This is a genomic window from Nostoc sp. DedQUE08 (assembly GCF_034530895.1).
GTDB lineage: Bacteria > Cyanobacteriota > Cyanobacteriia > Cyanobacteriales > Nostocaceae > Nostoc.
In genome coordinates this window covers 32,106-55,878 of the sequence record NZ_JAVRCD010000048.1, presented here as the reverse complement: position 1 = coordinate 55,878, position 23,773 = coordinate 32,106, and the positions used below count along the sequence as shown (strand labels likewise).

Genomic DNA, 23,773 nt, shown 5'->3' with positions numbered 1-23,773 from the left:
AATGTCAGTGAAACTGAACATAAACAAGCATCAAATATTGACTTTTCTCTTTCAAGAGAACCTACAAACATTATAAGTATTAAGTAAACCTGATATTACGAATGAATATATAACAGTAAATTTACTAATATTTTTTATAGAGGCAATTCATGAATTGCCTCTATTAGAATTAGTAACACCGATATGGATACGCTTAACCTACTCCGACAAAAAATTATTTCTTCGCAATTATCCACACTGCATGAATAATTCCAGGAATGTAACCAAAAAGCGTCAAAAGTATATTAATCCAAAAGTCTATACCAAAACCTACTTGTAAAAAAACTCCCAAAGGTGGCACGAAAATGGCACACAGAATCCGAACTAAATCCATTTAAACCTCCTGTTTATCTCAGAAAAGACAGCTTGTTGGCAAACTGATTCACCACTGTTCAAGTATATTTGTACATTTCAAAGATAACATTTCCTCTCTTCATCTAGATCGCGGTTTATATACGGTAAACCGCACTCAAGATTAGCCACCGCTAATTTTGACTTTGTAACCTAGCTTGGTCAAAATCTCAAGAATTTTCTGTTTGTGTTCGCCCTGAATTTCAATTTCGTTATCTTTAAGTGTCCCGCCTGTCCCACACTGGGTTTTTAACTGCTTCACCAAATCTGCTAAGGTTTCCGGTTTGGCTTGAAAACCGCTAACGACTGTGACGGTTTTGCCTTTGCGTCCTTTGCGGGAAGCTTGTACTTTCAAGTTTTGTTGTTGTGGGGGTAGTTCTGGAATTGGTCTTTCTGTGGCGGCGGAGTTGTCGTTGCCAAATTCACGGTAGACAAAGCTTTTGTCAGAAGATTGAGAATTGGAAGAAGACATAAATGAATGTTTAAGAAAAATTTCAAAAGCAGTGGAAAGTTCTACGCAACTATTCTACTGGGATACAATTTATAGGCTAACATTACACTTCCATACATCATAACCAAATTGACGTAATACTTGAATTAATCTTTCCTTCAGTAGAAAGTAGATTGAAATGGTTAAACTGATTCCAGAAAATGGCTTGTATATATCTATAATTCAACCTAATTTTACTTAAACCATCTCAAACTCTAATTGATGACTCTTGAGAAAATCATGGGTGAAATGATCCACCATATTTGTATCAGCCAGTTCCAAATTATAAAAATCCACAGCTTCATGGTCAAAATGAGGGCCAGCGTGCCAAGTACCCTCATGTAGCTTGATAAAACAATTCCCCGGAATGCGGAAAGCAGCAATTTCTTCTAATGTTGGTTCACTCACATCATTATGAGGAGGACAAACTGCAATTAACCAATCCTTCCCTTCCAAAGAACCCAGACATTGAGTGCATTGCATATGGCGAGTAATTTTGTGGAACTTTCGTCCTATTTTCTCCAACCGCATAAGATAAAATCGTGGAATCCCGTTTTGCAGGTTTAACTGGGCATCTTCCCCATCGTAAGTTTTGCCATCAAGACTTGCAAAAATAACCTGTCCATAACGCCGAAAGTTTTCAGGAGTCACCCATTGCACTTGCAACTGTTGCACTGTCTTTGATGTGCTCATATCAAATCATTAAGAGAGATTATCTAAGTTTATTTTCGCCCATAATGACTGAATTTTACATAGTTATGATGGTGACTTCCTGAGTTTAAATGCCCTAAACTCTGAAAAAATAACCTCAGCTAGCTAGATAACTACGTACTTGTTCTTTTTGGCGCCGGAGGAGACTAAGAGCTTTTTGTTCTATTTGACGCACCCGTTCTCGACTAATACCCATGCGATCGCCAATCTGTGCTAAAGAAAGTTCATACCCATCCGTTAGACCAAAGCGCAGGGTTAATATTTCTCGCTGCTGGGGAGACAGCTTTGCCAATAAGTCTTGTAAGTCTTGGTGGAGAGATTCTTCAACGGCATAATCTTCGGGAGAAGGGCCATCATCCTCCAGTATGTCTTGCAATTCTGTATCTTGTTGTTCGCCAACTCGCGCCTCTAAAGAGAAGGGTTGACGAGCTAAGTACAAACACTCTCGAACTTGGCTAGGTGTCAAAGATAAGGCAGTGGCAATTTCAGCAGTAGTAGGAACGCGACCTAAGTGTTGAGATAATTCTCGCTGTACCCGTTTAATTTTGTTCAGTTTCTCAAAGACGTGGATAGGTAAACGAATTGTACGTCCTTGTTGAGCGATCGCCCGTGTAATTCCTTGACGAATCCACCAGTAAGCGTAGGTAGAAAACTTATAACCAAGGGCGGGATCGAATTTATCTACCCCTCGCTCTAAACCTAAAGTACCTTCTTGAATTAAATCCATAAATTCCAGATTACGGTGCTGGTATTTCTTTGCCACAGCTACCACTAACCGGAGATTAGCCTGAATCATTTTCTGCTTGGCCTGGTGTCCTAAATTTAGCTGTTGCTCTAGCACCTCCACACTTAACTCCACCCGATCTGCCCATTCTTGTAGCGTGGGTTCGTGGTTTAATTTGACAGCCAATTCTTCCTTAGCAGCTAATAAATTCATCATCTGCTGCACTTGTTGGGCAAAAATAACCTCTTGTTCGCGAGTCAACAAATCTACACGCCCGATCTCTTGCAGATAACTACGCACAATATCATCTGTAGATCGAGGCTTTTTATCTGCGGTTAAACTTTTTTTCTTCGTTTTTTGAACTTCGGTATGTGGAGATGTTAAGTTGCTCATGGTTATTTGCTCCTCTGTAACCTCATCAATTTATTGGTATCAAGTCTAGATATTCAGACCCACAGCCATTTCACACTGCTAATCATAGATATCTTGCAAAAGTACTTAACACCCCATCCTTTAATTTCCTTCCCACTTTTGGGGAAGGTAGACAAAGCTACGCTTTGGCGAGGTGGGTTTGTTAGTTTGTAATTTATGCAAAAGGTCTAATCAATTTGCAACACTGATGAATTCTGGTCTATGATACATTACAAGTTAATTGTTGGAGATAATAAACCCAAAATCAACCTACCCCTTAATAATAACATCATCACCGATCGCAAATCAAATACCTAAAGTATCATTAGCATATCCTTTGAAGTGATTACATTCTTCTATCATTGATTTTTGCATATTTTAAAATACAATTAATAATTAAATTTAGTCTAGTTATCCAATGCGTTTACTGTAAAAGTAAAAAATCCTGAGCCACGATTCTATTTTCTAAGAGATAAATTATTAATACCAACTTTTAAAATATCACAAAAACTTTATTTCTTTAATTTTTCATAGTCTACTTATAAATCAATGTAATCTCATTAAATAAAAATTTATTAAGTATAAAATATCCATTTCTTAACTCGTTTTTTTTGTAATACAATCTAAGCATATCAAGCCAGATATATAGTGGGCGATCGCTAAACATGAAAGAACTTCTCCTGCTTCCCTCTTTAATAACCGCTTTCTTTAAGAATCTGGTCAAATACTTTAGTAATGAGGCATCTGGTGAAATTAATTATGCGGTATCCAGAACACTTGCACAGACTAGCACTGCTACATCTGTACATTCATTCTTACTCATATCTCTTTCCTGGGATTTAGGACGATCGAGAAGACGCAGATATCTGTGACAATTGCACTTATGTTATAATTTAACGCAGACATCTGTACTGGATGCGGTATAATCAACTTGATTACTTCTAGAGAAATTTTATGGACTAAAAGTGCTAACAGTGGTAACACTAACATCAAGGATGATACTTGGCAAGACAGTAACACCCGCGATCGCCCTAACTAATATCCTCTTGAAGCGAAAAGATTTTTGTGTAAGGGTATCTAGTTGATTGTTATGCAGCATAGCTTAAACAACAACATTCCCACTTTTTGGAGAAGTCGGAAATAGTCTAAAACTCCTAATGAAGGAATATCTTACAGCTTTCTCGCTTACTAGTTTCAACTTTTAGTTGCACAAAAGCACAGTTATGTATTTACAAAGATGGTTGGCTGATTGCAAATATTTTTAGGAAAATGGTATGATATTAAAGTTTTAATTTAACTCTTCAACTATGACTTTAGTAGATATTGGCTAAGAAAAGCATTCACCTCATTGGCACATAACCCAACATTAACTATTTTTCCTGCAATTCTGAGAATATCTAATCCTTTACCATTATTGCGGTGGTCTGGATCGAGTATAGATACATATATTTCATGTATCCGACAATCTTTAGCGATCGCTAAAGCACATGCAGGTGTGCGTCCATGAAAAGAACAAGGTTCAAGAGTTACATACATTTTCAACGAGTTGAAAGCTTTGCCTTGAATCTGTTTAAGTGCGTCAGCTTCAGCATGGTGTTTTCCTGGTGCTTGCGTGTATCCTTGAGCTACGATCTCTTGGCCATCTACGATGGCACAGCCTACTGGTGGGTTCGGCAAACATTCCGGCAAAGCTTTTCTACTTTGAGCTAAAGCAGCCAGCATAAATATTTCATCCATATTTGAGCTTAAATTATCTAGATAAATCACATAACCAAGAATTAGCTATTTTTTGTTAAAAAAGTTCCCATATCAAAATTTAGTAACTGTCACACTAATACCAGAATCCAGTTTCGGAACCTTGAGATATTCAATTGGTTCAGTACTTGGAGTCTTGATTGGCTCCTGACATTGCTTAAAAAAAGCGCTTGGGTTATTGATGAACTCAAGCGGGTTAATTTTTTGGCATCCTCGCTCCTGCATTAGCGAAATTGATTCAGCAGTTTGTTTTGAATTATTAGTCTGTCCGAGAAAATTACTCCATGTAGTATTAATCGTAGCTGGTTCTGTCAATAAAACTCCAGCGCGATCGCGATCGCCTATTGTTATGGAAACATTTTCTTGATTAGCATAGGCACTCTGACTGAAAGTGAGTGCGCTAATCACAACGGCTAAGATAATATAAGAGGATTTCATCATTCAATCTCTCAATATTTAATGTCAGTTTAATAATTACAATTGCCTAGATACAAAAACCAAGAAATAGCAGCCTAGCTTGAGTACCTTAGATTAACACAGGTAATAATAAATATAGGGAAATTTTATTAAAAATATAGTAAAATCTGACGGAAGTTTGCCTACGTTGAACAAGTTGTTTGAGCTATTTGTCTGCTTAATTGAGATAGTAGCTGGATTTTTGCTATTTTGTACTAGTCTGATGTAAACTAATTTTTTGCTCTAACCACGCTGTTATTTGATACTCCTTTGCTAGGCTACGTTAAATCTAAGCTGAAGCCAATTTACTTACTAGCCGTCTATATTTCATGCGTGTTACCATACAGGTACATTTATATTAAAAAATGTAATGTGTTTTTACATAAAGGCAAATTAAACTGATTGCGAACCTTTATAGGTTCAAGACTCAAATCATGCAATTTTATGATTGCTAGTCCTGTATTATTCCCAAAATTGACTATTATTTAGAGCAAGAATTAATTGTTAATTAAAGTTTTGAACTAGCTTATGTAAAGATTCATCCAGTCTTTATAAGTATGTGTTTTCACTGTCCAAAGTCTATCTCTGAAGTGCTTCCATTGTTTATAGAATGGCACAATTGCTCTATTCCTTACCCTGAACGAATTAACTCCTCTTGTCTTTTCAAAATCAGAAAACCGAGACTGAATATATTAGTATATTGTATAAATTTTTTGTAAAGATATAAAAATCAATGTTCTTACATAATATGATAGTGATTGTTAGCTTACTAATCAATACTTGTATTAGTAGTAAGACAAAACGAAATTAACTAAAATTAAGCCCTAAAAATGTAAAGTAACTAAATCAAGGATAAAATTGTGATTTATCCTGTTTTTGCTCTCACTATAATATCAATTTAAGTTAAAATTGCGGCTTACAAAAGTATATAGTTTACTTCAGATATTGAAGAAATCAGCAGCAATGTATTAACTAAGAATTAACGCAAATATTAATATCGCAAACTAGACTTCATTAGCACTGTAGTCAAAATTCTGAGAACAATTTTCTGTAAATAAATAGTCTTTTTATAAGAGTTTAGATATATTATGACGATGGAATCTTTACCAAGTTTTGAAGAAGTAAATATTCAGAAATACTTAGAAGTTATTCGACGGCGTTGGCTACCTCTAGTTGGAATTTTCACTATATCTGTTAGCCTTGGATGCTTGTATGCATTTTCACTAAAACCTTCATACAAGGCAGAAGGAAGTTTGATGATTAAAACAAATCGCTCTTCTTCACTCACAGGCTTACCAGATGACATAGGACGCCTAGAAGCTTTAAATGTGAACGACAATCCCCTGGAAACTCAGGTGAGAGTTATTGGATCGAATCCAGTAATTGAGAAAACGATTAATTCCCTCAATCTTAAAGATAGCCAAGGCAAACTGCTCTCGATTCCCGATTTGGCAAAACAACTAAAAATAGAAGGAATTAAAGGCACTGATATTGTACAACTTTCTTATAAAGGTGGCGATCCAGAACTAGCTGCCAAAATCGTTAATGAAGTTATTGACAGTTATATCGATCTAAATATCAAGGCTAATCAGAATGAAGCGCGAACAGCCAAACAGGTTCTTGTAACGGAAGTACCTAAAGCTGAGGAAGTTGTCAGAAGAGCCGAATCAAAACTGCGGCTATTTAAAGAAACGAATAAAGTTGTTGTTTTGGAACAAGAAGCAGCCGCAGCAGTCGATACCATTTCTAAGTTAGGAAACCAAATTTCTCAAGCTTTAGCTCAACTAGATGATGTGAAGGGTCGTCTAGAACAGTTAAGCAGTGAAGCTCAGATAGATTCACGGCAAGGTGTAATCGAATCTGAATTGAGTCAAGCACCTGGAGTTCAGAAAGTGCTAGCCCAACTTCAAGAAACAGAAAGCCAACTTGCACTAGAGCGTACCCGTTTTTCACCTGAACACCCTACAATTACTAACTTAGAAGAAAAAGTCTTAGCTCTTAAGAACTTGTTAAAAGAGCGGACAGGACAAGTAGCTGGTGGAGCACAGATAACACAGGGAAGTTTACAGGTTGGACAACTGCGGCAAAGCCTAATTGCAGATATTACTCGTGCTCAGGCAGAACGTGTTGGTCTGGAGAGACAAATTGTCACACTCAAACAACAGCAAAATGCCTATATCAAACGAGCAAATAATTTGCCAAGGCTAGAACAAAGTCAACGAGAGCTAGAACGGAAACTGCAAGCAGCTCAAACGACTTACGAAACACTCTTAAAGAAACGCCAAGAGATTGATATTGCACAGAATCAAAAGATTCCTAATGCTCGTGTTATTTCCTATGCTTTAACCCCTGATAAAGCAGAAGGGCCTCGGAAAATGCTGTTTATTATTGGTGGAGCAGGAGTTGGTTTTTTCTTAGGTATCATTGTCGCCTTTACTTTAGATTTGATAGACCGCTCAGTGAAGACCGTCAAAGAAGCCAAAGAAGTCTTGAGATACAGTGTTTTGGGAGTGATTCCTACACAAGGTAGAAATGGTAAAGATCATTCTTCTATACCAGGACTGGATAGAGCCATTCCCAAAGTTATTGGCAGAGATATTCCTTACTTCCCTGTTGGTAATGCATATCAAATACTACAAGTGAACTTGAAGTTCCTCTGTTCTGATAAACCGCTCAAAAGCATTGTAATTACAAGTTCCGTTGCCAAAGAAGGAAAGTCTGACGTATCTGCAAATTTAGCTGTGACTATGGCTCAGGCGGGGCGTAGGGTGTTATTGGTGGATGCAGATATGCGTCATCCCATACAGCATCATATCTGGGGGCTAACAAATACAATGGGATTAAGTAATGTACTAATTAATCAAGCTTCTTTAGATACAGTTGTTCAGGAAGTCATGCCTAATCTGGAAGTTCTTACTTCTGGAGTTTTGCCTCCCAATCCAGTGGCAATGCTAGATTCTCAACGTATGGCAACATTAATTAGTAACTTTGGGAGAGATTACGATCTTGTAATTTTTGATACTCCTCCATTGTCAGGAATAGCAGATGCTGCTGTTTTAAGCACTTTGACTGACGGTATCTTATTAGTCGTTCGTCCTGGAGTGGTTGACTTGAACAGTGCAAATGCAGCTAAAGAGTTTTTAACTCAGTCAGGTCAGAAGGTATTAGGAATAGTCATCAATGGTGTGAATAATAAAAATGAACCTAATAATTATTTTTATGATACTAAAAAACGACAAATTGAACAAGATTTGGTATTTTCTAGCAGCTTAACTAAATTTCGCCAAGAGCGTTAAGTTTTTTTATGAATTGTGAAAGCTAGCATCACTACAACTATCTCAATCTAATTTTTTGACTATAGTAATAATGGATAAAACTAAAATTAAAACTTCTTGTTTAATTAATAATTACAATTATGCTGAATTTTTATTTGAGGCAATTGATAGCGCTTTAAATCAGACAGTCAAATTTGATGAAATTATCATTGTTGATGATGCATCTACAGATAATTCTGTGGAAATTATCAATAAATTTACTCAAGTAGCTAATGTTAAGGCTATTTTTAAAGAACAAAATCAAGGACAATTATCATCTTTTAATGAAGGTTTTTTAGCTGCTACTGGTGACATTCTATTTTTTTTAGATGCCGATGATATTTATGAACCTCAATATTTAGAAAACGCCCTAAATTTTTACAATAGACGCAGTGAATGTGATTTTGTATTTTGTGCGTATAAAAAATTTGGAGCAGTAGAAGGCATATTTCAAGACGATCTAGTTGATTTAGATTTGGGTTATTCAGTAATTAAAACTTTATATAATGGTGAATGGATTGGTTCTATAACTTCAACATTATCAATACGTAGAGAAATAGTCAGAAAATTTTTACCTATTCCAAATTTAGAAGATTGGCGTGTAAGGGCTGATGACTGTTTGGTATGGGGAGCTTCTTTGGTGGGGGCTAAAAAGTTTTATATGTCTAAACCTTTAGTAAAGTATAGAATACATGATAATAATAAATATCATAATAATACTTTTTTAAAGGTAGACAAAAACTATGAATACAAAAGATTCTGGAAACGTAATTCACTGTTTAATTACATTATGCAAAAAAACAATTTTAGCTCTCCATTATTTTTAGCTTTTACATCTATCAATGAGTTCCAAACAATACCATGCCCAAAATATAAAGATTTTGTTATTTACTTGAAAATAATATTTTTATTTGAGCATAGTTTGTATTGGAAAATCAAAGGCATTGTTTTCTTATTTAGCTATTTCTTTAAAATTTTGATCGATGGTAAATTAAAAAACTTGTAGGTGATAAATAATGTGAGTTTTGGAATAAATAAACTTTATTTTGTATATGAGAATATTATAAATTTACATAAGCGAGATTGATAGGTATAAAAAACATCATATGATTAATTTATCAAAATAATGTTAAGCAAATTAAAAATTAAAAACTTATCGAAATTTAAATCTCGTTCTGGGCTGCGTGCAATTATTGCTAATACAGGTTGGTTATTTGCTGATCGCATTCTACGTATGGGTGCAAGCTTAGTTGTAGGAGTATGGGTAGCACGTTATTTAGGAGTGCAACAGTATGGTCTATTTAACTATGCTTTAGCTTTTGTTGCCTTATTTAGCCCAATTTTTACTCTCGGACTAGACGACGTAGTAGTTCGCCATCTTGTTCGTCAATCATCAAATAAAGAGGAAATTTTAGGAACTACTTTTTGGCTAAAATTTTTGGGTGGAATTGCTTCTGTTTTATTGGCAGTTAGCACGATGTTTTTCTTAGGTGAGCATGAAACACTAAAGATATGGCTAGTGGCAATTTTAGGAATAGCAGGAGTTTTTAGGGCATCTGATACTATTGAACTGTGGTTTCAATCACGGGTACAGTCGAAATACAGTGTAATAGCTAAAAACACAGCATTTCTACTAAATACTGTCATTAAAATCGCACTAATTTTAACAAAAGCACCATTGCTAGCTTTTGCTTTGGTAACATTAGCAGAATTTGCAATGAGTGCAATTGGTTTACTGATTGTTTACCAAGTCAAAGGATCTTCTTTGTGGTTATGGCGTTGGAGCATTGCGGCGGCCAAAACTCTTTTGAAAGAGAGTTTACCTCTAATTTTTTCGGGGTTCGCCATCATGATTTTTATGAGAATAGATCAGGTGATGTTAGGTCAAATGATCGGAGATAGTGAGGTTGGAGTTTATTCTGCTGCTGTGCGTATTTCTGAAATTTGGTATTTTATTCCAGGGGCTATTGTTTCTTCTGTTGCTCCGGCAATTTATGCAGCAAAAGAAAAATCAGAAAGTCTTTACTATCAGCGAATAGGACAATTATTCAGTCTAATGACATGTATATCTTTAGCAATTGCTCTTCCAATGTCCTTTTTATCTGACAAGATAATTATAGTGATGTTTGGAAGTGGATATGCAGATGCAGGAGCAATATTAGCAGTTCATATTTGGACTTCTTTGTTTGTATTTATGGGTCTTGCAACATCACCTTGGTTTATTGCTGAAGGTTTGAACCACGTTTCTTTAGGTAAAACTTTATTTGGAGCAATACTAAACATTATTCTCAATTTATTACTTATTCCTAAATATGCAGGACTTGGAGCTGCGATCGCAACAATAATATCTCAAGCTGCTGCTGCTTTTATATGCAACGCATTTGATTCCAGAACACAAAAACTTTTTAAGATTCAGGTGCGATCGCTTATTCATTTTTACAAATACTGATCGTTATTATTTAACTTTTATATGATGCAAACACCAGTAACTTTTATTATTTTTAAACGCCCCCAAATAACAGAAAAAGTTTTTGAAGCCATTCGCCAAGTAAAACCAACAAAACTTTTTGTAATTGCAGATGGGCCCCGCACTGACCGCGAAGGTGAGGCAGAAAAATGTGAAGCGACTAGGGCAATTATTGAGAGAGTTGATTGGGATTGTGAAGTAATAAAAAATTACTCTGATATTAACTTAGGTTGTGCAAAACGGGTATCAAGTGGTTTAGATTGGGTCTTTAATAATGTTGAAGAAACAATTATTTTAGAAGATGATTGTATCCCTCACCCAACTTTTTTTAGGTTTAGCGAGGAACTGCTGGAAAAATATAGAAATGATACCAGAATCGCCACAATTTCTGCTCAAAATCTTCAACTTGGACAAAAACGTACAAATTATAGTTACTATTTTTCTCGCTACAACCACTGCTGGGGTTGGGCAAGTTGGAGACGTGCTTGGCAACATTATGATTTGACTATCAAACTCTGGAAAGAGGTGCAAGCAGAAAACCTTTTACATGACATTCTTATAGATCAAAAAGCGGTAAATTCTTGGCAACGAATATTTCAATCTGTTTATGACAATCCTACAGGTATAACCTGGGATTACCAATGGACGTTTGCTTGTTGGATGCAGGGAAGCTTAAGTATTATTCCCAATGTCAATTTAATCTCTAACGTTGGTGTTGGTGCAGACGCAACTCATTTCAATTCAAATCAAGAATTTTCTTTTATCAATATGCCCATGCAGGCGATGGAATTTGCCTTAAAGCATCCACCATTTATTGTCAGGAATGTAGAAGCAGATAATTTTATACAAAAAACAGTTTATAAAGCAACTGTATTAGATATTTTTAAAGAAGAAGTAAAGAAAAGATTGAATGATTCAACGATAAAAAATAGAGCAATTAAATTTCAGAAATGAAAATAAAACTAACAGAAAAAATATTAACTATTTTGCTACTACTAATTTCTGTAGGGGCATTAACAATACACCCTGCACAAGAAGTTTCAATGTCTACACTTGGAGGTGATAAGCTAGATACCTTGTTCAATATAGTTTCATATTTAATTCTATTTTATTTCCTAATTTTATACTGGAAAGGTTTTATTTATGTAATTATTAGAAGTCCACTACAGTTTTTATTACTAGCAATAGTTATATTTTCTCTTTTATGGTCAGAAGACCTAAGTTCTAGTCTCACTTATTTAAGAGGTCTAATCCGAATATATTTTCTTGCCATCTATTTAGCAATGCGTTATCCCCTTAAGGAACAAATTAAGCTGATAGCTTGGGCACTTGGGGTAGCTGCATCATTATCTATGCTATTTTCTGCATTCGTACCAGGTTATATTCACGAATCACCTGAGTTACTAGGTATGTGGAGTGGAATTTATGGTCATAAAAATGAATTAGGTTACATGATGGCTTGGAGTGCAGGAGTTTTTTTGCACCTAGCTCTTAGTGGTCATCGATATCGTTGGTTGATGTGGGCATTATGTGGGATATCTATATGTCTAATTATCCTTTCACGTTCAACAACATCTTTAACGATTTTATTGACAATGATATTACTTTTACCTGTCTATAGATCCCTGAAGAAAACTAATTATAAGTTACAAGTTATTACGATCACTTCAACTTTGATGTTGCTGATGATTTCTTCAATATTACTTCTCAATAATGCCGAAACTGTAGTTGGTACTTCTGGTAAAGACCTTACCTTCAATGGACGCTCTGATCTCTGGGAGCTAGTAATTTCTAAGATTTTGGAGAGACCTTGGTTAGGTTATGGATTTTCGGGATTTTGGACTAGTAATGCTGCATCAAAATTAAGAGCTACTTACGATTGGGCAAGTAACGCCCATAATGGTTTTTTAGAATTATTATTAGAATTGGGATTCTTAGGATTTTTGACTTTTGCAGCAGGGTTTGTGCGGTTTTTCGTAATGGCACTGACTCGAATTATTTCTATCGCTAAAAAGCCAGAAGATTATTGGCCAATGCAGATGCTAATTATCATTGTCATAGTGAATTTTTCAGAAGCCAGATTATTAACTCCTAGCTGGAATTGGTTAATGTATATCACCACATCATTATCTTTAACTATTGAATCTCAACGAAATTATAAAAAGATTTTATTCAATTAGTTTTTATGACAATCAGAAATAGTTTTAGTGAATATTAAGTTAATAAAAATGAAAATTTTACATATTAGTACCCATGATATTAGTGGCGGTGCAGCTAGGGCTGCATATCGTTTACACACAGGTTTACAGAATATAGGACTACAGTCACAAATGTTAGTACAGGAAAAATCTAGTAATGATAAAACAATAGTTGCACCTAAAATTAGACTGTTTCAAGGCATCGCTAAGGCAAAGCTGACAGTTGAAAGTTTGCCATTAAAGCTTTATCGTCAAAAGAAAAATACCCCATTTTTTACTCAATGGTTGCCAGATAGAGTTATTCCTAAAGTTGCTCAGATTAATCCAGATATAATCAATCTGCATTGGATTAGCGGAGGTTTTATGCAAATAGAAACCTTTGCTAAACTGAAGCGCCCTTTAGTTTGGACTCTCCATGATATGTGGGGGTTTACTGGAGGATGTCACGTTACTGGAGAATGCGATCGCTACAAAGTATCCTGCGGGGCTTGTCCTCAACTCAACAGTGGTAATGAATGGGATTTATCCCGTTGGGTATGGCAACGCAAAGCAAAAGCTTGGAAAAATTTAAATTTAACCCTGGTTTCACCAAGTTCTTGGCTAGCAGAGTGCGCTTGTTCCAGTTCTTTATTCCAGAATTTGCGAATTGAGGTAATTCCTCACGGATTAGATACTCAAAAATATCGACCGATTAATCAATATTTTGCCCGCGAAGCACTCAATCTACCTCAAAATAAAAAGCTGATACTATTTGGAGCTATAGAAGCGACAAGCGATAACAATAAAGGATTTCATTTGTTGCAACCAGCTTTACAAGAATTGAGTAAATCTGGCTGGAAAGATGACTTGGAAGTTGTGATTTTTGGAGCATCTCAACCCGAAAATCCACCTGATTTAGGCTTCAAAACCCACTATTTGGGACACTTACACGATGCTATATCTTTAGCAACTGTTTACTCAGCTGCTGATGTAATGCTTGTACCATCTCTTCAAGAATCTTTTGGACAGACAGCTTCAGAATCATTCGCTTGTGGTACTCCAGTTGTGGCGTTTAATTCTACTGGCTTAAAAGATATTGTCGATCATCAGCAGAACGGCTATTTGGCTAAACCTTATGAAGTTGAGGATTTTGCCAAAGGAATTACCTGGGTTCTTGAAAATGAACAGAGATTGCAAAAACTTTCATTTTATGCACGTGAGAAAGCCGAGCAAAAATTTACCCTGGAACTTCAAGCACGTCGTTATTCAGCCTTGTTTCAGGAAATATTGATGATAGTAAATAAATCTTCATTGAGTAATTAACTTATTAAATCAATACTTCATACTATGTCAATACCTATAGCTTTTATAATTTGTACAGAACCTGGTCGTTTAGAAGGTCAATCTTTGATGCTTGCAGAAAGTATTCGTAAGTTCTGCGGCGAATTGAAAAATACACCTATATATAGTTTCCATCCTAGAGTAGGTGAACCGATTTTAAAGCAAACCCAACAAGCCTTTGAAGCATTGCAGGTGACTCATCAACAAATCCCGATAAATCGAGAATTCCATGAATATTATTTAGCTAATAAACCCCTAGTTTGTGCCTATGCAGAAGAAAATATCGATGCAGAAATATTGGTTTTTTTAGACAGTGACAAATGCTTTTTTTCTGAACCAAAAGAATTTTTATTGCCCGTAGATTGTAATGTGCGGATGCGTCCTGAGTATGGACAAGGAATTGGTTCTACAGGTTTGCAAGATCCTCAAGAATGGTATTGGCAAAAACTATATGAAGTACTGGGAGTAAAGCGTGAGGTATTTGTTGACACACCCATTGGTAATAAAAGAATCAGAGCCTACTGGAATTCTGGTTTGATTGCTGTAAGAAAAAGTGCGGGTATATTTAGAACTTGGAAAGAGAACTTTGAAAAAGTAATGCGCTTGGATATTACTCCTCCCCAGGGTATTTATTTTGTTGAGCAGTCTGTTTTGTCTGTAACTTTATGTGCCTTGGAAGAAAACGTTGAACATCTTCCTCCTAATTATAGTTATCCATTACCTTTACATAACCGTTTATCAAAAGAATTACAAATTAAACATTGGGATGATATTGTATCCATTCATTATTTCAACTTATTTTTTTATAACGATTGGCATGGACAAATAAAAAATTTGAAAAACTTTAATGTCAATTCAAAGAAATATCAATGGTTATCTGAAGAGGTTGTCAGACTTAATATGCCTCGTGTATCAGTTTGGCATAGATATTTGTTGGGAATCAGAAGAATGGAACAAAAACTAAAAAGCTTTAACTTAGATATTAATTTCAGTGGATGGATAGAAAACAGGGTGAAATTTTAAACTGACCTCACGATATATGAAAGTTAAAATTTTGATAATTGAGATTATGAATAAAATCCATCCAAAACGTATCTAAATTTATTATTTAGATTAACTCTTTTTGTACATATTATTATCAGGAAAATGAGATGAAGAAAGCGAATATAGCTGTAATTATGACATGTTATAACAGACGGAATACAACTCTTGCCTGTCTAAATGCTTTATATCAGCAAAAAAATTGTTGTGATATTTATTTAACTGATGATGGGAGTTCTGATGGGACTACAGAGGCTGTTAAAGCAGAATATCCAGAAGTACAAATTCTTCAAGGTAATGGCAATTTATTTTGGGTGGGAGGAATGCATCTAGCTTTTAGTGAGGCAATCAAATATCAATACGATTATTATCTGTGGTTGAATGATGACACATTTTTGGAAGCCAATGCTGTGAGTAAACTATTACAGGTTCATCAAAATTTGACAGAACTTGGTTATCGAGACTCAATTGTAGTTGGTTCAACTAAAGACTCAATTACAGGAAAAGCAACCTATGGAGGAGCGGTAAAATCTAAAAAGTGGTATTCTAATAAATTTGAATTTTTAGAACCAAGCTCCCTTATCCAACAATGCGATGCTATGTATGGTAACTGCGTGCTAATTCCTAAAAGTGTTGCTGCCAAAGTTGGTAATATTGATACAGCTTTTGTTCATAGTTTAGGAGATTTAGATTATGCTCTGAGAGCGCGTAAATTGGGTTGTAAAATATGGGTAGCTCCTGGGTATATTGGTACTTGCACTAAAAATTCTATCCGCAATAGTTGGGCAGATACCAATTTAAATCTCTTAGAACGCTTGAAAAAAGTACTACAAATCAAAGCTTTTCCATTGAAATCATGGACTATATTTTGTAGCAGACACTCTGGGCCATTCTGGATATTGTACTGGTTCTTACCCTATATTAGAGCAATTATTGGTTACAAAAATTTAGCAACTTCTCCGACATTTTCTGAGGATATTAATCAAAGTAACTCAGAAGCTTAATAATTGCACGATAGTTATTGATGGATGCTATTTAGAGAAATTATAACTATCTTAATCATTTGAGAAATGTAATTTAAAATTATAAAACAATCAACAACAATTTTATGGGTAAACGCTTACTGATTGTTTCAACCCTCGATTCTAGTCAGCCATTTGGTGCATTTACTAGACCTTTTTATCTAGGACAATATCTTACTAAATATTTTGATGTTTTTCAGCTAGGTTTAGATTGTTCATCTGTTAATTATGCACCTTCTTTTTCTACTGGATCGAGAAGCTTGAAGTCATATATTCAATCCATAGAAAAGTGCATCGACGAGTTTTGTCCAGACATTGTGTATGCTCAAGAAACACTACCTGGATTGGCTGCTTTAATTTCACTAAAGCTTAGAAAACACAGTAGCTCCTCTCTTGTCTTAGATTTTCATACATTTTCGCCTTATGAATACTGGATGCGCTTGTTTTCAGTTGCCAATCCTTTCAAAGAGTTTGCACAATGTATTAAGACATATATTGCTCAGGGAATTTTAATATTTTCTGGTAGTCCAATTATTGCAGCAGGTGAATCAATTCCTAAACTAATTTCCCAATGGTATGGAAAAACTCCACAACAAATTTATTCTATCGGGAATGGAGTTACTGAAGACTTACTCAATACTGAAGTTTTTCCAGATAAAGACCCCTATCAGGCATTCAGACCAGCTAAAATAGTCGTTATCATTGCTCCCAAAACATTTCAATTTCCAACTAATGATATGTCTGTATCAATGGCTATTGAGGTTGCTAAATACCTTGAAAATTATCAGGAAAAAGTACATTTTGTTGTCATTGGTAGGGATAGTAGCGATATTTCAGAACCAATACCCTCTAATATTTCTTTTTTAGGCTTTTTACCTAAAAGGGAAGATTTTATCGCCCATTTGAAATATGCAGATATTGCTTTATTGCCATTTTCAAAACAAGCAGTAGCAGGTGGCGCTCGCAATAAAGCACTAGATTATTTCGCTAGTAGAAAATTAGTTGTATCAACGCCAGAAGGTTTGCGAGGTTTAGAAGAATTTCGCCACTTGGAACATCTGTTAGTAACAGGATACTCTAGCGAAGAAGTCGCTAACACAATACTGGATGCTGTTTCAAATATTGATAAATATCAATCACTTGTAGATACAGCATATAGTTTAATTACCGAAAAGTATTCGTGGAATGCAAAAGCACAAAATATTGCAGACATCCTTCTAAGGATAAGTGCTTTTTAGTTATATTCAAAAAATAATTTTTAACTAAAAAACTGAGATATTTCAATATTTAATTATTTTCGTATTGAAATATTGCTGATTGATTTTACAACACTCACTTTGACTTTGAAATAACATCTCATATTTATCAAAAGAAAAATAAGATATGAAAAAGCGATTTTCTTATAAAATTATTGGTACTCAAGTAGATGCACTGTCTATCCTTGACTTAAATTCATTGATTAAAGAATCTATTGATCGGCATGAAAAATGGATTATTGCTAATCACAACTTACATAGTCTTTATCTCTTCCATAACGATCTAAAAATGCAAGCTTTTTATTCCAAGGCAGAATATACCCATATTGATAGTATGCCTTTGGTGTTTATTGGAAAGCTATTGGGTTTTCCAATTAAACGCGAACAAAGAGTAACCTATGCTGACTGGGTATGTCCTCTAATGGCAGAAGCTGCTACTAAAGGCTGGCGTGTATTCTATTTAGGTTCAAAGCCAGGAGTTGCTGAAACAGCAGCAAATATTTTATGCCAGAAATTTCCTGGTTTACAGATTGCTTGCGCTCATGGCTATATTGATATAGATAAAGATAGTCAAGAAAATCTCGCCACTGTAGCTGCAATTAATGCTTACAAACCTCATATATTAATGGTGGGAATGGGTATGCCACGCCAAGAGTATTGGATTTACGAAAATCTTGAACATCTTCATACCAATACTATTTTGACTAGTGGAGCCTGTATGGACTATATAGCAGGAGCAATACCTACTCCTCCTCGCTGGATGGGAAAGGTGGGATTAGAATGGTTGTATCGCTTGTTGTCTGAACCGAAAAGACTTTGGAGACGTTACTTACTAGAGCCTTGGTTTGTTGGCACATTATTTTTACGAGAAATTTGGAGTATCTCAAGTAAACGAAAAAAAAATAACCTCCTGGTATTTATAAGTACGAAATTTCAAAAGTTCGTAGCTTGATCGAGTCTCTTAGACTCTTACCAGTAGGTCGCTCAATTTGTCACGAATTTATGAAATGTTGTACTAAGGTTTAATGATTGATTAGTCAGGAAGCCTTATTCAACTTTCATAATCGTGAATAACTAAAAATATTTGCATTTATTTTGTTTAGAATAATACTTAAAAATCCTATAGCAGTTCCCGGCATAGTGAGGTACATTTTCAAAGCTACTAAGCTTGGTAAACAAGATTTGGGTGTACCTCAGTTGCTGAGGAAATACTATGTTTATGCCTAAGTGGAGTATTAAGTTGATTCCTGAAAAGCCTGGGCTATAGCATCGCGAGCTGGTTTAGATTGCAGGTTCTCATCGAAGGGAAGCGGACGCAGAAATTTCCAGAGACTTGGATTGTTTCTAAAGGTTTTTCTTGGCATCCATTCAGGGTGACGTATCCAGGTATGACGGTCGGTAAGTCCCCATGTAATCACAGTATCGACTTGATTCTCAAAGCACAGGTCAAGATATCGCTTGTAACTATCGGCTACCATTTGGTCTAGGCTTTTGATACTATCGGGTAGCGGGGTATCAATGATAATATCTAATTCTGTAATTATTGGTTTCACTTCAAGATCGTTAAGCCGTTTTAAGACCGAATTAAGTCCTTTCTCGTCAAAAGGATATGCAGTAGAAAACCATAGATGTGATTGGAGACCTGCCCCATCAATTTTTACGCCACTATTCTTCAGATATTCGACCATTTTTAAGAAACGATCTGATTTCCATGTAGCGCCTTCGATGCCGAAATCGTTTAGGTAAAATTTCTTGCTGTTATCAACTGAAGCGGCAATTAAAAATAAGTCTCGAATCAATTCTGGTTTTACCCCTTTACGCAAACCGATTGTTGCATTATCAGTTTCATTTTCACTATCAGCAATAATTTCATTGGCAATATCCCATGACTTTAAAACGGGACTATTGCGATAATGCCCCATGACTCCTTTGACATGGCGTTCGATCATCTTAAGTGTAGGAGGGTATGTTGCCCAGTCTGGTCTTCCCATATGCCAGAAAAGAGTATGCCCGTGCAATTCTATCTTATGTTTTTGGCAGAAATTAGCGATCGCATCTGCTGATTCAAAGGTAAATTGTCCTGGCTGTGGTTCAGTGGCGTCCCATTTTAATTCACCATTCGGTGTCACAATCGAACATTCACGAGCCATGAGGTCCGCGTAATCCTTATCTTTGAGCAAAAATTCACTAGAAATTGCTGCACCATAACGCTTTCCTTTGGCGGCAGCTAATTGCCGAAGGGGAGAATTTAAATTTTTACTTGTATAATCTGCTGCAATAGCATTCGTGTTTTGGTCTTGTTTTTGGTTATCCTTTTGTAAAAACCCCATAGTTAATAAGGCAGAAAGGGTTGTGTATCCTGCTCTCCTTAAAAAATTTCTCCGATAAGTCATAAATTACACTTAATAAAAAATCTATTGATTATTATTTTACCGTATAAAAATATATTGATTCTTATTTGACCATTCTACCTCCAGAATTTACGGAGTTTTTCCAAATCAAATCATAGTTTCATACTTAAGTGGCAAAGATGAAAATTGAGAAATATTACATCTAGGGCAAAACTAGATTAAACTATAACGCATGTTCGATTTAGATCGAAAGTTATGGGGTGATGAAACAATTGATTTTATGGAACAATGTGCGTTATTATGCAAAATGCTTACGGCATATTTGCCGCAATATAGGGTAATAGTGAAGAGTTAGATTTGATAACTAAATAACAAAATATTTATCTCTAACAATTATTAATTATTTGATATTTATTGATGGCTAATAATTTGTTTATCCGCGATTAACTCAGTAGATAAAAAATTTAGAGAGAGTAAAAAAGATTATTTAAAAGCTATCAAAAAAGCTTTCAATAAAGGGTTAGTTGCATTAGTAATTGCAGCTACTGCTATTACGGGTGGAATTATTGTTTATGGGATTTCTCAGTTTGGGTTAGTTGGTCAACCTGAGAAATCTGAGCCAGTAGAAACCACGCCCAAAAGTCAAAAAGTGGCTGCGTTAGGACGACTAGAACCGGAGGCTGAGGTAATTAGCTTGTTTGCGCCCTTGGCATTGGATGGCGATCGGGTTAAAGCCGGACAGGTGGTAGCAATTTTAGATGCACGCGAGCGATCGCTTGCAAACTGCTGTACTACAAGCTCAACAACAAGTCAGAGTTGCTCAAGCTAAACTCGCTCAAGTGCAAGCTGGAGCAAAAGCAGGAGAAATTCAGGCCCAACAGGCAAGTGTTGAACGTCTCCAGGCCCAATCCCAAGGAGACAGAATAGCGCGAAGCTAGCTAAAGAACAAGGATGTACGATTTTGCTAGTTACCCACGACAATCGATCCTCGATATTGCCGATCGGATATGGAAGATGGTCAACTGAAGACTGGCAGCAAGTAATACCAATTCGTAGTTCGTCAAACTTACTTAAGAATGGCTGTTTAAAAGTCATTTATAAAGTCAAAGTCAAGATAAAATTGAATTTAGTAAGCAAAATACCTAATTGCTTTCTCAAAATACTTAAATGCTTTATCAAAATGCTTAAATGCTTGCTCATTTCAGTAGATTCAGCAAGTAAAAAGGCATATTGCTTTATCAAAATGCTTAAATGCTTTCTCATTTCGGTAGATTCAGCAAGCAAAAAGGCATATTACTTTCTCAAAGTGCTTAAATGCTTTCTCATTTCAGTACATCGCGCATTCATTTTGGCGTATCGTTGAGCCATTAGCTAGCGATGTCTACGACGGGCTACGCCTACACCTTCAATTCATTCAGCAAGAATCCTGCAACGGCTGACTGTACTAATATAGTTGTGTAAATTAGGTTTCTAACTCTTGTGATGTCAACTCAGTTTTCATGGACTAAACAGTGGTATCCTATTATTCCTTTAAGCTACTTAGATAATTTGAATCCCACTCCTATCACTCTTCTGGGGAAAAAATTGGTGATTTGGAGAGACAAAAATCAAAAGTGGATAGTAATGGATGATGTTTGTCCTCATAAGTTGGTGCGACTATCTATGGGAAGCGTCACTGAAGATGGAAACTTAATGTGTAGACATCACGGTTGGTGTTTTGATGGTGAAGGTAAATGCACTAAAATTCCCATGTTGGCTGGTAGCCAAGCAGAAGTAACTGCTTGTGATAGTTTCAGGTCAAGAGTTACAACATATCCTACACAAATTATCCAAGAATTGCTTTGGGTATGGGCAGATGATAGTTCAACAGCCTTTGAGGATTGTAATTCAAAGCAGCCAGCTACCATCCCTGCATCAGAACTAGATATATCTTCCTCCTCCTGGCAGATGACAGAAGTTCCGGTTGGTTACACTGTGTCTGTTGAAAGTACTTTTGATCCTTCTCATGCAGAATTTCTTCATGAAGGAATAGGTCTTTTTTCACCTAAAACAGCTGTGCCTATGGAATATTTTGAATCTGTTGGAGAAATATCTGCTCAAGAAGGTTTTACTCTCAAACATCAAGGCTACAATCTCTTCAACAAAGATATGGAGGCGATACGAAAGTTTACTCCACCCTGTTCTAATACTACTATATATCGTTACCCCAACGGCAAAACTAATATTTTTCAGTTGTATTTTGTTCCTACACAACCAGGTTATTGTAAGTATATTGGCAAGTTGATTTCTGATGGAAGTGCAGTTAAAAGAAATTTTTGGTTTAAGATTCTCCCAAAGGATTTACAAACTGGGTTACAGCACTTATCCACATACAAGCTAAGTGACCAAGATTTATCAGCTATGCATTCGCAGGAAGTGAATCAGTCATCATTAGATAAAAAATGGCAAAAGGCATACTTTATGCCTTCTCCTTCTGACGTAGGTATTATAACTTTCAGAAAATGGCTAGATGAATTTGCTGGAGGTAGTCCTTCATGGCAAGGATGCCAAGAAGGCAGTATTAAACAATTGAATGATGAACAACTATATGACCGATGGCATAGACATACAAAGCATTGCCCAAGTTGTCGTAATTCTGTGGTTTTTCTAGAAAAGGTACAAACCTTTAGTAATATTGGCATTCTGGTATTTGCACTATTAACACTAGTTTTTGTTTCAATAGGTGTGAACGTAAGTCTAGTGATTATATCAGCAATACTTGCATTCTTGAGTTATTTTTTATCAGATAAATCTAACAATATCAAACAACTTTTTTTTAGTAGTATTCCCCAGAGAGGTTTACCTTTGGTTAAACTTTATGGCAGCAATAAGAAAATCTATGAATAAGGAATCGCCTCAGTTCATCAGCCATATTGTTTCAAGTTTACGGTCAATTGAGGGAATTACAGCGATCGCATTGGGTGGTTCGCGGGCACGAGGCAACCATACCCTAAAGTCAGATGTAGATTTGGGGATTTATTACAATCCAGAAAAACCGCCCGATTTAATTGCTCTAAATCGCCTCGCCTGTGAGCTTGATGATAACCATCGCGTAAATTTGATTACTGCGATCGGGGGATGGGGAAAGTGGATTAACGGTGGTGGTTGGCTTGTGGTAGAAGGTGTAGGTGTGGATTTTCTCTATCGCGATTTGGTGAAGGTAAATCGTGTCATTGATGATTGCCATAACGGGCGCATTACAATTGATTATCAACCAGGACACCCTCATGGGTTTGTGTCCTCTATTTATATGGGGGAAATTGCTCTTTGTCAGCCACTTTACGACCCCGATGGTGTTTTAGAAGCTTTGAAGGTAAAAACAAAACCGTATCCAGTTGGGCTGAAACAGGCAACTATTGATACTTTCGCCTGGGAAATAAGTTTTTCGCTGTTGGTTGCAAAAAAGGCGATGCCTGCGGCGGGCTGCGCCAACGCACGCGATGATGTTGTTTACGCAGCAGGTTGTTGTTTCCGCAGTGTGGCGTGTATGAATCAAGTTTTATTCGCGCTCAATGAAGATTACCTGTTGAATGAAAAGGGAGCAATCGCAGTTGCTAATAAGTTCGCTATTTGCCCGCAGAACTATCAACAACGGGTTGAGCAAGCGTTTGCACTTTTAGCTGCCGATGCAAAATCAATAACTGAAGCGATCGCGATTCTTGAAGCGATTGAGGATGATTTGAGTCAATGGTATGGAAATCGGCGATTAGTAATGTAATATTCCCGTCCCTATACCCCACAAAAAAGAATAAATTATCTAAAAGTCTTTTAAAACAAAGACTTTGGTCATTGAGTACATTATTAATACATATTAATAGATGCAGTATT

19 protein-coding genes and 1 pseudogene are annotated in these 23,773 nt (G+C 36.0%); 13 read left to right on the top strand and 7 right to left on the bottom strand.

What is annotated here, in order from left to right; all coding sequences use genetic code 11:
- Positions 1-214: 214 nt before the first annotated feature.
- The 6 genes from RMY64_RS26655 to RMY64_RS26630 all read right to left on the bottom strand — a co-directional run bounded on the left by RMY64_RS26655 (position 215) and on the right by RMY64_RS26630 (position 4,922).
- Entirely contained in the window at positions 215-373 is a 159-nt protein-coding gene (locus RMY64_RS26655; protein ID WP_322672109.1) for a YqaE/Pmp3 family membrane protein, read from the bottom strand.
- Between the two features lie 141 nt (positions 374-514).
- Positions 515-862: a translation initiation factor gene (locus RMY64_RS26650; RefSeq protein WP_322672110.1), complete on the bottom strand. Its 348-nt coding sequence runs from the start codon at positions 860-862 to the stop codon at positions 515-517.
- A gap of 216 nt (positions 863-1,078) precedes the next feature.
- Complete coding sequence (locus RMY64_RS26645) at positions 1,079-1,573, bottom strand: ureidoglycolate lyase (protein ID WP_322672111.1); 495 nt, start codon at positions 1,571-1,573, stop codon at positions 1,079-1,081.
- A gap of 115 nt (positions 1,574-1,688) precedes the next feature.
- The gene (locus RMY64_RS26640; protein ID WP_322672112.1) at positions 1,689-2,708 is read right to left on the bottom strand and encodes an RpoD/SigA family RNA polymerase sigma factor; all 1,020 of its coding nucleotides are present in this window, start codon (positions 2,706-2,708) and stop codon (positions 1,689-1,691) included.
- Between the two features lie 1,323 nt (positions 2,709-4,031).
- Entirely contained in the window at positions 4,032-4,463 is a 432-nt protein-coding gene (locus RMY64_RS26635) for a bifunctional diaminohydroxyphosphoribosylaminopyrimidine deaminase/5-amino-6-(5-phosphoribosylamino)uracil reductase RibD (RefSeq protein ID WP_322672114.1), read from the bottom strand.
- 72 nt (positions 4,464-4,535) lie between these two features.
- On the bottom strand, positions 4,536-4,922 hold the full coding sequence (locus RMY64_RS26630; RefSeq protein WP_322701579.1) for a hypothetical protein: 387 nt from the start codon (positions 4,920-4,922) through the stop codon (positions 4,536-4,538).
- 1,103 nt (positions 4,923-6,025) lie between these two features.
- Between RMY64_RS26630 and RMY64_RS26625 the strand changes: the two genes are divergently transcribed.
- The 10 genes from RMY64_RS26625 (at position 6,026) to RMY64_RS26580 (ending at position 18,507) form a co-directional block, all read left to right on the top strand.
- Positions 6,026-8,233 carry a polysaccharide biosynthesis tyrosine autokinase gene (locus tag RMY64_RS26625; RefSeq protein WP_322701578.1) on the top strand — a complete coding sequence of 736 codons (2,208 nt, stop codon included), beginning with the start codon at positions 6,026-6,028 and terminating at the stop codon, positions 8,231-8,233.
- 70 nt (positions 8,234-8,303) lie between these two features.
- Entirely contained in the window at positions 8,304-9,257 is a 954-nt protein-coding gene (locus tag RMY64_RS26620) for a glycosyltransferase family 2 protein (RefSeq protein ID WP_322701577.1), read from the top strand.
- Positions 9,258-9,377: 120 nt separating this feature from the next.
- Positions 9,378-10,700 carry a flippase gene (locus RMY64_RS26615; protein ID WP_322672118.1) on the top strand — a complete coding sequence of 441 codons (1,323 nt, stop codon included), beginning with the start codon at positions 9,378-9,380 and terminating at the stop codon, positions 10,698-10,700.
- Between the two features lie 24 nt (positions 10,701-10,724).
- Positions 10,725-11,672, top strand: coding sequence for a glycosyltransferase family 2 protein (locus RMY64_RS26610; protein ID WP_322672183.1), 948 nt, complete (start codon positions 10,725-10,727; stop codon positions 11,670-11,672).
- Positions 11,669-12,898: an O-antigen ligase family protein gene (locus RMY64_RS26605; RefSeq protein ID WP_322701576.1), complete on the top strand. Its 1,230-nt coding sequence runs from the start codon at positions 11,669-11,671 to the stop codon at positions 12,896-12,898. Before RMY64_RS26610 ends, RMY64_RS26605 begins: the two co-directional genes overlap by 4 nt.
- Positions 12,899-12,946: 48 nt before the next feature.
- Positions 12,947-14,218, top strand: coding sequence for a glycosyltransferase family 4 protein (locus RMY64_RS26600; protein WP_322672120.1), 1,272 nt, complete (start codon positions 12,947-12,949; stop codon positions 14,216-14,218).
- A gap of 24 nt (positions 14,219-14,242) precedes the next feature.
- The gene (locus RMY64_RS26595; RefSeq protein ID WP_322672121.1) at positions 14,243-15,259 is read left to right on the top strand and encodes a hypothetical protein; all 1,017 of its coding nucleotides are present in this window, start codon (positions 14,243-14,245) and stop codon (positions 15,257-15,259) included.
- Positions 15,260-15,387: 128 nt separating this feature from the next.
- Positions 15,388-16,281 (top strand): glycosyltransferase family 2 protein, encoded by an 894-nt coding sequence (locus RMY64_RS26590; RefSeq protein ID WP_322672122.1) that lies wholly within the window; start codon positions 15,388-15,390, stop codon positions 16,279-16,281.
- Between the two features lie 104 nt (positions 16,282-16,385).
- Positions 16,386-17,537: a glycosyltransferase family 4 protein gene (locus tag RMY64_RS26585; RefSeq protein WP_322672123.1), complete on the top strand. Its 1,152-nt coding sequence runs from the start codon at positions 16,386-16,388 to the stop codon at positions 17,535-17,537.
- Positions 17,538-17,682: 145 nt separating this feature from the next.
- A complete protein-coding gene (locus tag RMY64_RS26580; RefSeq protein ID WP_322672124.1) occupies positions 17,683-18,507 on the top strand; it encodes a WecB/TagA/CpsF family glycosyltransferase in 825 nt (274 codons plus the stop codon).
- A gap of 283 nt (positions 18,508-18,790) precedes the next feature.
- Here RMY64_RS26580 and RMY64_RS26575 read toward each other — a convergent pair whose 3' ends face one another.
- A complete protein-coding gene (locus tag RMY64_RS26575; protein ID WP_322672125.1) occupies positions 18,791-19,948 on the bottom strand; it encodes an endo-1,4-beta-xylanase in 1,158 nt (385 codons plus the stop codon).
- A gap of 400 nt (positions 19,949-20,348) precedes the next feature.
- Between RMY64_RS26575 and RMY64_RS26570 the strand changes: the two are divergent.
- The 3 genes and pseudogenes from RMY64_RS26570 to RMY64_RS26560 form a co-directional block, all read left to right on the top strand.
- A pseudogene (locus tag RMY64_RS26570) lies at positions 20,349-20,832 on the top strand (hypothetical protein); the annotation flags it as partial.
- Positions 20,833-21,388: 556 nt separating this feature from the next.
- A complete protein-coding gene (locus tag RMY64_RS26565; RefSeq protein ID WP_322672126.1) occupies positions 21,389-22,792 on the top strand; it encodes a Rieske 2Fe-2S domain-containing protein in 1,404 nt (467 codons plus the stop codon).
- A complete protein-coding gene (locus RMY64_RS26560; protein ID WP_322701575.1) occupies positions 22,785-23,663 on the top strand; it encodes a nucleotidyltransferase domain-containing protein in 879 nt (292 codons plus the stop codon). The genes RMY64_RS26565 and RMY64_RS26560 overlap by 8 nt, the downstream gene beginning before the upstream one ends.
- The last annotated feature ends 110 nt before the right edge of the window (positions 23,664-23,773 follow it).